Annotated in this window: 15 protein-coding genes; 8 read left to right on the top strand and 7 right to left on the bottom strand. The window is 57.1% G+C overall.

Going from position 1 to position 13,130, the window contains the following annotated elements:
- Positions 1 to 394: 394 nt before the first annotated feature.
- The 5 genes from EXR70_22540 to EXR70_22560 all read left to right on the top strand — a co-directional run bounded on the left by EXR70_22540 (position 395) and on the right by EXR70_22560 (position 5,451).
- Positions 395 to 1,438, top strand: a complete 1,044-nt coding sequence (locus EXR70_22540; GenBank protein ID MSP41275.1) for a TAXI family TRAP transporter solute-binding subunit — start codon at positions 395 to 397, stop codon at positions 1,436 to 1,438.
- A gap of 170 nt (positions 1,439 to 1,608) precedes the next feature.
- The gene (locus EXR70_22545; protein MSP41276.1) at positions 1,609 to 2,142 is read left to right on the top strand and encodes an N-acetyltransferase; all 534 of its coding nucleotides are present in this window, start codon (positions 1,609 to 1,611) and stop codon (positions 2,140 to 2,142) included.
- A gap of 163 nt (positions 2,143 to 2,305) precedes the next feature.
- The gene (locus tag EXR70_22550) at positions 2,306 to 3,292 is read left to right on the top strand and encodes an ABC transporter substrate-binding protein (GenBank protein MSP41277.1); all 987 of its coding nucleotides are present in this window, start codon (positions 2,306 to 2,308) and stop codon (positions 3,290 to 3,292) included.
- A 49-nt stretch (positions 3,293 to 3,341) separates the two neighbouring features.
- Positions 3,342 to 4,325, top strand: a complete 984-nt coding sequence (locus EXR70_22555; protein MSP41278.1) for an ABC transporter substrate-binding protein — start codon at positions 3,342 to 3,344, stop codon at positions 4,323 to 4,325.
- Positions 4,326 to 4,449: 124 nt separating this feature from the next.
- Positions 4,450 to 5,451 (top strand): hypothetical protein, encoded by a 1,002-nt coding sequence (locus tag EXR70_22560; GenBank protein ID MSP41279.1) that lies wholly within the window; start codon positions 4,450 to 4,452, stop codon positions 5,449 to 5,451.
- 62 nt (positions 5,452 to 5,513) lie between these two features.
- On the opposite strand, the gene EXR70_22565 is transcribed toward EXR70_22560, so the two are convergent.
- Complete coding sequence (locus tag EXR70_22565) at positions 5,514 to 5,948, bottom strand: PIN domain-containing protein (GenBank protein ID MSP41280.1); 435 nt, start codon at positions 5,946 to 5,948, stop codon at positions 5,514 to 5,516.
- A 226-nt stretch (positions 5,949 to 6,174) separates the two neighbouring features.
- Entirely contained in the window at positions 6,175 to 7,185 is a 1,011-nt protein-coding gene (locus EXR70_22570; protein ID MSP41281.1) for a hypothetical protein, read from the bottom strand.
- Between the two features lie 147 nt (positions 7,186 to 7,332).
- On the opposite strand from EXR70_22570, the gene EXR70_22575 reads away from it, so the two are divergent.
- Positions 7,333 to 8,343: an ABC transporter substrate-binding protein gene (locus EXR70_22575; GenBank protein ID MSP41282.1), complete on the top strand. Its 1,011-nt coding sequence runs from the start codon at positions 7,333 to 7,335 to the stop codon at positions 8,341 to 8,343.
- A gap of 27 nt (positions 8,344 to 8,370) precedes the next feature.
- Here EXR70_22575 and EXR70_22580 read toward each other — a convergent pair whose 3' ends face one another.
- The 5 genes from EXR70_22580 to EXR70_22600 all read right to left on the bottom strand — a co-directional run bounded on the left by EXR70_22580 (position 8,371) and on the right by EXR70_22600 (position 11,029).
- Positions 8,371 to 8,739 carry a type II toxin-antitoxin system RelE/ParE family toxin gene (locus EXR70_22580; protein ID MSP41283.1) on the bottom strand — a complete coding sequence of 123 codons (369 nt, stop codon included), beginning with the start codon at positions 8,737 to 8,739 and terminating at the stop codon, positions 8,371 to 8,373.
- Entirely contained in the window at positions 8,673 to 8,909 is a 237-nt protein-coding gene (locus EXR70_22585) for an addiction module antitoxin RelB (protein MSP41284.1), read from the bottom strand. Before EXR70_22585 ends, EXR70_22580 begins: the two co-directional genes overlap by 67 nt.
- Before the next feature lie 77 nt (positions 8,910 to 8,986).
- On the bottom strand, positions 8,987 to 10,027 hold the full coding sequence (locus EXR70_22590) for a hypothetical protein (protein MSP41285.1): 1,041 nt from the start codon (positions 10,025 to 10,027) through the stop codon (positions 8,987 to 8,989).
- A gap of 16 nt (positions 10,028 to 10,043) precedes the next feature.
- Positions 10,044 to 10,724, bottom strand: coding sequence for an ABC transporter substrate-binding protein (locus tag EXR70_22595; GenBank protein MSP41286.1), 681 nt, complete (start codon positions 10,722 to 10,724; stop codon positions 10,044 to 10,046).
- A complete protein-coding gene (locus EXR70_22600; protein MSP41287.1) occupies positions 10,724 to 11,029 on the bottom strand; it encodes a hypothetical protein in 306 nt (101 codons plus the stop codon). The genes EXR70_22595 and EXR70_22600 overlap by 1 nt, the downstream gene beginning before the upstream one ends.
- A gap of 217 nt (positions 11,030 to 11,246) precedes the next feature.
- Here EXR70_22600 and EXR70_22605 point away from each other — a divergent pair, with 217 nt between their 5' ends.
- On the top strand, positions 11,247 to 12,275 hold the full coding sequence (locus tag EXR70_22605; GenBank protein MSP41288.1) for a hypothetical protein: 1,029 nt from the start codon (positions 11,247 to 11,249) through the stop codon (positions 12,273 to 12,275).
- Between the two features lie 63 nt (positions 12,276 to 12,338).
- Positions 12,339 to 12,965 carry a hypothetical protein gene (locus tag EXR70_22610; GenBank protein ID MSP41289.1) on the top strand — a complete coding sequence of 209 codons (627 nt, stop codon included), beginning with the start codon at positions 12,339 to 12,341 and terminating at the stop codon, positions 12,963 to 12,965.
- The last annotated feature ends 165 nt before the right edge of the window (positions 12,966 to 13,130 follow it).

The following is a 13,130-nucleotide window of genomic DNA, read 5'->3' on the forward strand; positions in this document are numbered from 1 at the left end:
GACGCACACACTTGGCCTATATCGAACCAACTCCAACAAGGTGGGGTTCCGCTATGGCCAGGTTTCTAACTTACGACCTCAACCCAACGCACTACCCTGACATAATCGCGTTGCTGTTAACATGACATATTGACGTTGCCACGACATTAATTAAATTCTTATTTGAAGGATGGCGAACTTTCGCGCCTCCGAAAAGATGGTCGGGACAGGGTCCGTCATACCGTTGGCAAGCGGTATCCGGATTTAGGAGCGGGGTGGGTTCAAAGACTGGATTCCGATTTCACGGGAATGACGGAAAAGAAAATCAGCTTGACAGCTTACCCGCATTGTTTGTACATGTCGCCACGGCGGTGATTGTGCCATTTTAATCAACAGCGGAATCGGGGGAAGCGTTATGCGACACGTCCTATTTACGTCATCACGATTTGTTCCGGTCGTTCTTATGTTTTTTCTCGTGCTCGCCGTTGCCACCAACGCGCAACAGTTGCCGCGCTCAGTCACGGTTGCTTCCAATCCGCCCGGTACAGTCTTCTACGCGCTGGCGAGCGGCCTGTCGAAAGTCGTCAGCGACGGCGCGCCGATGCAGATGGTGGTGCAGCCTTATTCCGGCACGAGCACGTTCTTGCCGATGCTCGACGCGGGGGAGATCGACTTCGGCATCAACAACGCCGTCGACATGGCGCTGTCGTATCAAGGCCCCGAGCGGCTGAAGATCGGCGGTAGAAATCCTTTTCAGCACACACCCAACGTGCGCCTGGTGATGCGCGGCGCGATTTTGACGACGGCGTTCATAGTCCGCAAGGATGGGCCGATCAAAACCATGCAAGATATTCGCGGCAAAAGGGTTACCGGGGAGTATCCGGCGCAGCTGGCCAATTGGTATAACGTCTTCGGTTTTCTCGCCGGCGCCGGGATGAAGTTTGACGACGTGAAGATCGTCCCCGTGCCCGGCGCCAACGACGGAGTCGACGCGCTCATCCAAGGTCGCGCCGACGTTGCTTTGCACGCCGTTGATTCGGCCAAGGTCAAAGAAGCCGACGCGGCCATCGGTGTGCGCCACCTTTCCCTCGACTGCACGCCGCAGGGTGAAAAACGGCTGCGCGCCGCCGTGCCCGGCTACTATCCGCATTGGCTCAAACGCGGCCAAGCGGCGGCGATCGCGGAAGATACTTGCGTGAACGCCTACGATATTTTCCTGACCAGTCATAAGAGCGCGCCGGATCGCGTCGTCGCCATGGTGCTCAAGAATATTTGGGACAACGTCGATAAGCTGCCGGCGCTTCATCCGAGCTTCAAAGATTGGACGCGCCAGCGCGCTGTCGACGCCGACGTGACGATTCCTTATCATCCCGCCGCCGCCCAGTTCTTCAAGGAGCGCGCTGTTTGGCCGGCGAGCATGGACGACGTGCAGCGCAAACTGATCGCTATGAATCCGTGAGGCGCTTTCGCTGATCGCGAATCGGCAATAGGCAACAGGCACTAGGCAATAGCTCGGAGAATCACTCTTCTCTTCCTATTGCCTGTTGCCGAATGCCTGCCGATCTCTTGAATATTTGTCGCCGCGACTCTATAACTCAGCGATCATGAGTGCTGGACCTTCCTAGAGTGATAAACCCACCGAAAACTATAAAAACCGAACGGCTGAGACTGAGAAAAGCAAAACTAGCGGATGCGGAGGCGATCTTTCGCCAATACGCGCAGGATCCGGACGTCACCCGCTACGTCAGTTGGCGCGCCCATAATAATCTCGACGAGACCCGCAAGTACGTGCGCATGTGCGAACTCGCTTGGGATATGGGCAAAGCGTTTCACTGGGTGATCGAGCGCCAAGACGAGAAGCAAGTGATCGGCATGATGATCGTCCGGGTCAACGCTGAGAAGTTGGAACTCGGCTTTGTCCTAGCGCGCGTTCATTGGGGGCATGGCTACATGACCGAGGCGATGCAGGGAATCGTCGCTTGGGCGATGAAGCAAAAGGAAGTGTTCCGCGTCTGGGCCGTATGCGATGTCGACAACAAAGCCTCGGCGCGGGTGATGGAAAAAGCCGGCATGACGCGCGAAGGCACGCTCAAACGGTGGTCGCTCCATCCTAATCTCAGCGACGAGCCGCGCGATTCGCTCTGCTACGCGATCACCAAGTGACGCGGCGCGGCATTGCCGCAACCGAATAAGAAAGAAAATGTTCACCACGAAGGACACGAAGATCACGAAGGTCGGAAAATAATTTATCCGAAACCTTCGTGTCCTTCGTGCTCTTCGTGGTGAGAAATGGGGTTCGATTCATTTAGTTGATTCGAGGTGAGTAATGTCGATTGGGTTTCGAACTTCACTGACGATGATTTTTCTTTTGCTCGGAATTCAGCTCGGCTTCGCCCAAGAGCGCGTGCGCGTTGGCTGGGCGGCGATGACCGCGTCGCACACGCCGCTTTGGGTGGCGCAGGAGCGCGGCTTGTTCGCCAAGCAGGGTCTGGTCACCGAGGCGATCTTTTTCGGCGCCGGTCCGCCGGCGATGCAGGCGTTGGTCGCCGGCGATCTTGACATCGTCGTCACTTCCGCGCCCAACGTCGTCAACCCGCGCCTCGGCGGCGCCGACGTGGTGATGATTCTCTCGATCATTCCGACTTTCATCGATCACATCATCGCCGCGGGCAATATCACTAGCGTCGAACAGCTGCGCGGCAAATCCGGTTCGGTGAATCGCGCCGGGAGCATTTCCGATATGGGATTGCGGCTGTCGTTGAAGCGGCTGGGCATTGATCCCGAGAAAGACGTAAAGATCGTTCCCGCCGGCGGCAATCCCGAGCGGCTGGCGTCGATTTCGCGCGGCCTGACGCAATTCACGATCATGAACGAGCCGTTCATCAAAGAAGCCGAGCGCCTGGGCTTTCGCGATCTGGTCAACATGGCGACGTTGAAGATTCCGTTGCATGGCAACGGTGTTGTTACTCGCGAGGCGAGCATCAAAACCCGGCGGCCCATGGTGAGCCGTTTCGCGCGCGCCATGACCGAAGCGATTCACTTGGTCAAAGCCGACAAGGAAGGAACGAAAGCGATCATCGGCAAATTCACCCGGCTCACCGATCCCGAAGGTTTGGAGCGGACGTACAGAAATTACACTTCGGTTCTGCTCGACGTGCCCTACGCCGATCCGGTGGGCATCAAGACGCTGCTCGATGACATGGCGCCAAAAAATCCCAAAGCCGCCGCGGCGGACCCGAAGAGTTTTGTCGATGCGAGCTTCGTGCAGGAGATGGAGTCGTCGGGATTCATCAAGCAATTGCAAAAGCGATAATGGGTAAGGGGTAAGGCGATTCGGAAGAGACTTGGATTGGAGGACAACGATGGTTGAAACGATAAGAACTTTTTCGCTGGTAATTTCGTTGCTGCTGAGCGCGTCGTTCGCTTCGGCGCAGCCGGCTGGGAAAACTTGGAAGATCGGCGTGCTGGTGTCGAGCACGCAGGCTTTGAACGCGGCGCGCGATGCGGCGCTGCGTGATGGGTTGCGCGCGTTGGGTTATGAAGAGGGCAAGAATATCGTCATCGAGTACAGCTTCAGTGAAGGAAAGTTGGAACGCTTGCCGCAGTTGGCGCGTGAGTTGGTGGAGCGCAAGCCCGACGTGATCGTGGTCGGAGGCACTGGCGTGGCGGTGGCGGCGAAAAAAGCCACGAGCACGATCCCCATCGTCGTCGCCGGCGTCGGCGATCTGGTTGAGGCCGGACTGATCAAGAGTTTTATGTTTCCCGGCGGCAACGTTACCGGCGTGGCGCGCACCTCGGCGGATTTTTTCGGCGACAGGTTAAAACTGATTAAAGAAATCTTGCCGAAAGCATCGCAAGTCACGGCCCTGGCTAATCCCGCCAATCCCGGCCACGCCCGCAATTTGAAAGATGTCGAACTCGGCGCGCGCGCATCGGGCCTGACCTTTCAATCGGTGACGGCAAAATCGGCCGCTGAATTGGACAGCGCCGTCAGTAACGCGGCCAAGGGCGGCGCCGGCGCGCTTTTCATTCTGAGCGACGCCATGTTCAATACTAACGTGGCGCGCATCGCGACGCTCGCCATCAAGCACCGGCTGGCGGCGGTGTACGATCGCAGCGACTTTGTCGAAGCGGGCGGTTTGTTGAGCTACGGCGTGAACCTGCCGGATCTATCCCGGCGCGCGGCGGAGTACATCGACAAGATTCTCAAAGGCGCCAAACCCGGCGATCTGACGTTGGTGCAACCGACCAAGTTCGATCTCTGGGTCAACGCCAAAACCGCCGAACAAATCGGTGTGGCCGTGCCGCCAGCGGTGCTGGAGCGGGCGCAGAAGGTAATTCGGTGAACGGTAAGGGGTAAAGGGTGAGAGGTTAGGTGATTCGGAAAAGTTTGCCTTCGTGCGGATTCGCGGCGCTCCGCTAGTTGCAATTCTAAATTCGCGTGCGCGGCATTGAGAAAGGAAGCGACCGATGATGAATGCCAGAATTTTTCTGCGGCTCATGGCGTTATTGCTTGCTCTCTGTGTGGGGCCGTTCGGCATCGCGCGGTCCGCCGAGCGGCTGGTCGGTTTGCAGTCGGCGCCGAGCGTGGCGATGGCGCTGCCTTGGTTTGCCGAGGAGGCGCGGCTTTATGCTAAATACGATCTCGATTTCCAGCTCGTCTACATCGCATCTTCGGGAATCGTCACCGCGGCGATGAGCAGCGGCAGCGGCAATGTCGCGATTGTCGGCGGGGAGGGGCCGCTGCGCGCTTATCTTGCCGGCAACACCGATTTCGTTTTCATCGGCTCGGTGAAAAATGTCCTGACCCACAGCTTGATGGGCAAGCCGGAACTCAAGAAGCCGGAAGATTTGAAAGGCAAACGCATCGGCGTCGGGCGCTTCGGCGGCAACTCGCACTATTTCACCATGTACGGAATGCGCCAGAAGGGGCTCGATCCGCTCAAGGACGCACAATTTATTCAAACTGGCGGCGCGCCGGAAACTTTTCTCGCGCTCAACACCGGCGCGGTCGACGCAGCATCGCTGACGACGCCGCAGGACACCCGCGCGGCGTTTTTGGGCTACAACTACGTCATCGACGGCCGCGAGATCAAGCCGCCCTATGTCGCTACCGGCTTGGTGACGCTGCGCTCGCTGATCGCCAAGCGGCCTAAAGCGGTGAGCCAATTCATGCACGTCATGGCGGAGTCGTTGAAGCTGATGATCAGCGACCGCGAGCTGGCGTTTCGCGTGATCAGCAAAAAAATCGGCTTGACCGACCGCAAAGTTTTCGACGCTGCCTACAGCGCCGAGCTGAATGTTTTGGAACCGAGACTGGACATCCGCGCCGGCGCGATCCAAGCCAACTTGGACGAGATCGCCCGCACCGACCCGCGTGCCAAGCAGGTGAAAGCGGAGCAGCTGATCGACCGGCGCTTTCTCGACGAGATGGAGAGAGACGGGACGTTTGCGCGGTTGGGTTTGCGCTAGGAGGGTGAGATTTGGGATCCAGTTCCGGTTCGATGGTGATTGCTGAATCGCCCAGCTGATGATTAGACGCAATCGCCCGGCGATTTGTAGGAAATGATTGCGGATATTGCTCTGAAATGCTCGTCGTAGGCGACGATGGCCTCGCAGCCGGCGACGTATGCACTGATCGCGTGGGGCAGATCCGTGGAGTCCTTTAGCGCCGAAAACCGTGGCGCTAAGCGTCTTCGATCGGTACGCGTCACGAATGGGAGTATCATCAGTCGGTCTGCGAGTATTTTCTGTAGCGCCGCCTTGCCGAATGCCGAACCGGTGTCGACGTCCGGAGCATTCTCAAGAGCAAATACGAAGACCTCATGCAAAGCGTAGAATGAGGTGGCTGCGGCAATCAATCCGGAATCGATTTTAGAAAATAACCCGCGCACGTCTTTGGCCCGGTTCCGCTCGATCGATTCAGTGAGCGTGTGTACCAGGAGGACGGAGGTGTCGAGGTAGATCAATGGTCGGCGCCCGCAGCCCGCCTTGACGAAGGGTTCTTTTTACTCGGAGTTACGAGTTCACCTTCGTTAGCGAGAATGCGACGCTGACTGCTCTTGCGGGCTTGATGAAGGAGCTTGTCGAGCGCTTTTCCGCTCAGGAACTTCTTAAAGTCTTTCACTTTCATGCGCTAATTCTATCCGCTTGTGATTCCCCCCGCAATCGGGGATTAGGCGAAATTAACCAATGCTAGTTCAGCTCCAACCCCACCACTCTCGCCGGGTTTTTCGTGCATACCGTGTACAGCTCCTCCTGATTCAACCCGAACGCTTCCATGTAGCCGCGCACCAGGCGCATCGCTTCCACTGAGTCGGGGAAGAGCGGTTCGCCGGCATCGCTTGAGAGCGTGAAGTGTTCGACGCCGACTTCGCGGATGGTGTTGTACATGATTTGTGGGTCGACGCCGAGAAGCGGCGAGAGTTCGTCCCAGGTGAAGTTGAAAAGTACGCCGGTGCCACGGATCTCTTTCATCATCTCCGGTGAGACGTTCAAGAACGGACTAAACGGATGATCGATGACGGCGCGCTTCAAGCCGACCTTTTGCACTTCCTCCGCGAGTTTGTAAATCTCGGCGTGAGTCGCGTGGCCGAAAAACAGCGCTACGTTTCTGTCCGCGCAGAGATGAACGATATCGCGAATCTCAGGCTTAAGCTTGCCATTGTCATCGAGATCGTAGTGGCCCACCTGCAAAGCTTCATCCCAGCCGATGGGGCCGATCCAGCCGGAGCTTTCCCGGCCGCGCACGAAGCGGCCGTAGGTGCCGACGGTGCTCATGGTGATCGCATGCGTAAACACCGGCAGCCAGATGGCGCTGACACCGAGGTCGATCATCTCGCCGACGATCTTCGCCGTCACCGGTGCCATTTGCCGGCCGCAGACGTAGGCGGACCAGCATTGAATTGGCGTGACTTTTTCTTTTTCCGCCCAGCGATTGACGTCGTCTTGAACATCCTGAGTCGCTGTCACCGGATCGTCGCCGGGAATGCTTTTGAACAGCAGTCCTTTCATCTCCGCCAATGACGCACGCCGCGCCAGATCGTAAGGATCTTGCTGGCCCTCGTGGGCGTGGCAATGAATGTCGATGGCGTCTTTGACTTTGATATGGGGCGGATGAACGACGCCGGGTTTGTACTGCGTGCGCGCGGCGTAGGAAGTGACGCAACGTTCGTGGGTCGGAGTCGAAACGATATTCTTACTCATAAGTTCGGTTTCCTTTTCGGCGGATTCCGGCGATGTTGCTACAGTTGCGGCGAGTTTGTCAAAGTGTTTCTGTTGTGAAGGCATCAGGCAGCAGGCAATAGCAAAGATCGTCTTGGTTTTTTTGCCGGGTTGATGTAAGTACTGGGCATGGAATGTTTGTTCGCTGGAGGTTCCATGAGGTTGATGGGCGCGATTTTCTTGCTTGTCGGTTTGCCATTCGCAAATAGTTTCGGCGCCGATAAAATCAATTTTCTCTACACCGCGCGGGTCATGTCCCAGGCCTATCCGTGGATCGCGCAGGAGGCTGGGCTTTTCAAGAAGTACGATCTCGATGCGCCGGTGGTGTTCGTCACGCCGGGCGCACCGTCCGCGGCGGCGATTCTCGCCGGCGACAGCGAAGTGGCCGAGATCGGCGCGGCGACGATTACCCGGCCGTTTGTGCTGGGCAACCGCGATCCGGTTTTTATCGGCGGCATCAAGAGCGCCTTGACCCATAGCATTATCGCCAAGCCGGATATCAAACGGCCGGAGCAGTTGAAGGGAAAAAGAATCGGCGTGTCGCGCATCGGCAGCAATCCGCATTATTTTGCCGTGCAGGCATTGCGCCATTACAATATCGATGCGCGCGAAGTAAGTTTCATTCAGGCCGGCGGCGCGCCGGAAACATTGGCGGCGCTGGTGGCCCAGGCGATCGATGCCGCCGTCTTGACCGTGCCCACCGACGCCCAGGCGTTGCGCATGGGTTATCACTACGTCGTCTACGGTCCCGATCTAAAAATCGCCTACGCGGCGACGACTCTCGTGACGCGCCGTTCGATCATCGCCAAACGCGGCCCAGTGATCGCCCGCTTCATGCGCGCCATGGCCGAAGCGGCGAAGATCATGCATACCGATCGCGAATTTACTTATAAGATCATGGAAAAATATTTGCGCGTGGACGATCGCAAATTGTTGGAGGCGAGCTACAACGTCGAGATCAAAGCGTTGGAACCGCGCTTGGCGATGAAGCTCGAAGGTTTTCAATCGACGCTTGACGAAATCGCACCCACCGAACCGCGCGCGAAATTAATCAAACCGCAGGAAATGATCGACACGCGCTATCTCGACGAGATGGAGAAGAGCGGCTTCTTCGAGCAGATTTGGAGCGGGAAGCGGTAGTAACGAGACGGGGACACGGTGAAGATCTTATTCGGCGTCAGCGATTCGTTCTTTCCAGTAGCCTGGGCGTCTGCTTGTGTGAGCAACGGCAATGACGAAATAACCTGCTTCTCGCTCAACGTATATCAAGGCGTAGGGAAAGCGATTGGTTAGTATACGGCGAAAATCTTTGCCGATGGATCGACCAGATTCGGGATATTGCTGGATTAGCTCCACGCTTCTTTCGAATTCGCTTATGAAGGCGGCACCCAGTCCGACTCGACGCCGTTCGTAGAACTCCACGGTTTCAACAAATTCTTCGCTGGCTTCCGTGGCGAGTGTGACGGGCTTCACCGAAGTATTGATCGCGCGCGCTGGAGAGCAACTTCGAGGGGGACTCCCTGATCTTCGCCGGATTCGTAACGCTTTAAACGACGGTCACATTCCGCGAGCCATGCAGTTTTCGACTCGGTGGATGTTGTGGCACCGTTGGAGTCGAGGGACTGAATCAGTTGCAATGCCAAATCCGCTCGTTCCTCAGCGGAGAGCTGTCTCGCTCTAATCTGTATTTCATCAAGCGTATTCATTCTGCAAAGCGTAGTCTAGCCATTAATTTGAGTCAAGTCGGTCGAATTGGCTCCACTGGTGAGAATAACGCGACGCATCAGTTGCCCATCATCTTTTTGACCCGCTCGATCACGTCCGCCGGCTGCACCATGATGTCTTTGCTCAACGCCGCCAAATCTTCACCGGCCAGGACATCTAAATCCCAGCCGCGTTTTTTGGCGTCGGCTAAAAGTTCGCCGTCGTTCAACGCTTTGCTAAAGGCGCTGCGCAGTATTTTCACGCGGTCAGCTGGTGTGCCGGGCGTTGAAATGAAGGGGCGGCCGAGATCGCCCGAGGCTAGAATCACTTTGGCGACGCGCTTGGTGGCGTCGGGCGTTTTGTGGGCGTCGAGCAATTCGTGAATGGTCGGGACCTCGGGCAGTTTGGGATAGCGGGTCGCGCCGCTCTGGGCCAGAGCGCGGATGAAGCCATTTTTTATCCACGTGCGCGTCGGTTCGCGTCCGACGTACGCTGAAGCCGTGCCTGCGCGGCAGTGCACTTCGCCTTTCTCGATGGCTAGATTCATGTCGCCGCCGCCGCCGTAGCCGGCGACGATATTGATTTTCAGGCCGAGCCCTTCTTCGAGTAGCCGCGGCAAGAAATATCCCAGCCCGGAACGCGCCAAGGCGGCGCAACGCGGGGGCTCGGCGGCTTTGCGCATGTCGTCGATGGTTTTGTACGGTCCGTCGGTGCGGATGTACAACACTTGATCGACCCGTTCCGGCGAACCGATAAAGACGAACTTTGGCCAGTCGAATTTTACTTCTTTGGCGCCGAGAAGCTGATCGACATAAAGAGCTGGATTGACCACGGCAAGAGTTAAGCCGTCCGGCTTGGCGACACTGTAAACATAATTAGCCGCGATGATGCCGGCGGCGCCCGGCATGTTTTGCACGACGACGGTGGGATTCCCCGCAATGTGCTTGCCGAGATAGAGCGCGACAAAGCGCGCCCAGTCATCCATCGCGCCGCCGACCGAGTTGCCGACCACGAGCCGGATGGTTTTGCCGCGATAGAATTCATCGGTCGCCGCCTCTACGCCGGAACGAAGAGGAACAAATGCCAATAGTAGGAATCCGAGGCGAACGATTCGTTTCATTTTGTCTCCGTGAAACTTACTCGATGCCTGCTCGCGTGAATAATCCTTTGGCGCTTGGGCCGGTCAGGTAACGGATCAGCTCATGCGCGCAGATGTTTGCCTCCGGCGAGGTTGTGGCCGCATAGCTCGTATAGTTTTGAATTTCCGCTGGCAGAGGCCCGACAAATTTTATCCCGGCGCCGACGTTCTCCAAAATTACCGTGGTGGCGCCGAAGCCGAGTTCGTTGCCACGACCGTGGCTAATGTGATCGAGCACCGCGGAGAAATCGGCATAGCGAGTTACTTTGGCATTGATTTGTGCGCCGGCGCCGAGTCGGTCGAAGAGTTGATCGAGATAGATTCCCGTGGAAGCTTGGTTGTAAACGATCGACTCGGCCTGCTGCAAAGCGTGGACAAATTCATCGACAGTGGAAATTTTCATCGCTGCGGCGTCGCGGCGCACCATGACGCCGACGCCGATGCGGCCGATGGCTACGCGAGTTGCGGATCGGTTTGTTTGTGGCATTTCGTCGAGCAGGTCCGGCGGCGCGATCACGATGTCCGGCGCTTGGCCGCCGCTCAACCGTTGGCGTATGGCCGGCGCGGTGGCGAAGTTGACGGTTACCCGATCGCCGGTTTCACGGCGAAACGCCTCGATGACTTTGCTCAAACCTGGCTGAACGGCACCCGCGCTGAGAATTTTGATTTCCCTCGGCATTACGGCATTCTCGTTAGATTTCGACCGACTTGTTCACCGCGAAGGACAGGAAGAACACGGTCGTAATCATGTTTAAGTTGCGCCAAGCAGTCGTTGTCAAGCGCCGAGCGTTGTTTTCGCCGAGGATGGCGCGCTGGCTCGCTGCCGTATTCTTTGATACGCGCTTCTAACTCGCGTTGCGTGTGCGTCTGTGGCGCCGGCATGAACTCATCGCTGGAAACCGACTGGGGTGGAATCGGCGACGGAAAGGCGGATGTTTCGGCGGGTAATAACTGTCTCAGTTCGTGAGCGCTGAGAAATTCCATGATGGCCTCCTTCCGGGTCTTAGGGAAATCATTTGATCGCAAAGAGCGCAAAGGGGAAATATCATAACGGAACGTAACCGAGACGGTCTAGGACTGTCAACATGATTATGTGGTAATCGATCGTGGCATTGCGAGCGCCAAGAATATCGGGTGTGCTATCGTAAAAACCGAGGAAAATATGCTAAGGAAGCTGCACATTCGTCGGAGGTGAGCGAATATGTTGGGCAGGATTGTTTGTGGCGCGACTTTGTTCATGTGCATTATCGGATCGGCGGCCGATGCCGTGGCCGGCGCCGCGCCGGAATTCTACAAAGGTAAGACGGTGCGCGTTCTCGTCGGTGCATCAGCGGGCGGGGCGTTCGATACTTGGGGACGGATGATCGGACGCCACCTGGGCAAGCAGATTCCCGGCAATCCGGTCGTCGTGGTCGAAAATGTCACGGGAGCGGGCGGGCTGATTCTCGCCAATCAAGTTTACAAGACGAACAGGCCCGACGGTCAGGCGATTTCAACATTCAACGGCGGTTTGCTGATTGGGCAGATTCTGGGCCGGCCTGGCATCGAGTTCGACGCGCGCAAGTTTGAATATCTCGGCGTGCCAGCGAAGTTCGATTCGGTCTGCGCGTTTTCCAAAGCGAGCGGCATCACCAGCATGGAGCGATGGAAAGCGTCGAAGACGCCGATCAAAGTCGGCGGCACGGCGTCAGGTTCGAACACCGTTGATATCCCCCGTGTGCTCCAGGCCGTCTACGGCCTGCCGACGCAAATCATTAGCGGCTACAAAGGTTTCGCCGAAGTACGCCTGGCGGTGGATAGTGGCGAGCTAGCCGGCGGCTGCGGCGGTTGGGACGGTTTAAAACTTCTCTGGGGCAAACAAATCGAGGCCGGCGAGGTGATCGTGGTCTTGCAGACGCGCTCGCAGCCACTGGCCGATCTGCCCAAGGTACCGCTGGTAATGGACTTTGCAAGTAATGACGATGACCGGCAGCTGATCGAAGCGGGCATACAGTTCCCCGCGTTGTTGGGCTTGGCCTATGTGTTGCCGCCTGGGACGCCGAATGAGCGCGTGCAGTTATTGCGTAAGGCGTTTACAGATACTTTGGCGTCGCCTGACATGCAGGCCGACGTGCAGAGGGCGCGACTCGCCACTGATCCGGCCACGGGCGGGGAGTTGCAGAAAATCGTCGATCGCTTGTTCAAGCTGCCGCCGGCGATCGCCAGTAAGTTGAAGGAGATACTGAAATAATTTTTGCGTAATGATAAATTAATGTAAAAAATTTGAAACCGATCTAATAGTCGAGGGTCGAGAATGGCTAGAAATTATCGTTACATCTCCGCCGATGGTCACTACGAGTCGCCGCCGGAACATTGGACGCATCGCGTCGCCAAACAATTTCGCGACCGGGCGCCGCGGCGCATCAAGCTCGCCAACGGCAAAGATGCGTTGGCGATGGAAGGCAAGCCGCTGATTTACGGCGGCACGAGTCTGTTTGGCGGGCGCGCGCCGGAAGTATTCGATCCGACGGTGCTCGACTACGATAACACTCCGGGCTGCGGTCCGGCGGAGCAACGCTTGCGCGAGCAGGATAAGGACGGCATCGATGCCGAAGTGTTGTTCGCACTCGACGTGCGTAATTCATCGATCCGTGACAAGGCGGCGCTGATCGGCGTGGTGCAAGGTTTCAACGATTTTTTTTCTGAGGAATATTGCGCCGTGGACCGCGACCGGCTGATCGGCATGGCGGTGTTGCCCAACAGCGGCGCGGCCGAAGATATCGCGGAGCTGGAGCGCTGCAAGCGGTTGGGGTTCAAAGGCGCCTGGCTGACGACGTTTCCGAGCGGTAAAGGATATCCTACAGCTGAGGATGACCGCTTTTGGGCCGCGGCGTTGGATTTGGAAATGCCGTTGGTGATTCACAAGGGTTTCCCGACTTAAGGAACCTCTGAACAATTGCCCTGGAAGCAGGGCAGCGGAGGATAGATCGTTTTTTTCGTAATGAGTTACAGTTTTTGCGAAGTTATATCAGATTACATTTTGCTCTCGCGGTTAATAGGGTCCTTAGTTTTGCCTCGATTTGCCCCCGTTGACCGTTGTACGAAG

It is taken from the genome of Deltaproteobacteria bacterium (assembly GCA_009692615.1).
Lineage (GTDB): Bacteria > Desulfobacterota > Binatia > UBA9968 > UBA9968 > DP-20.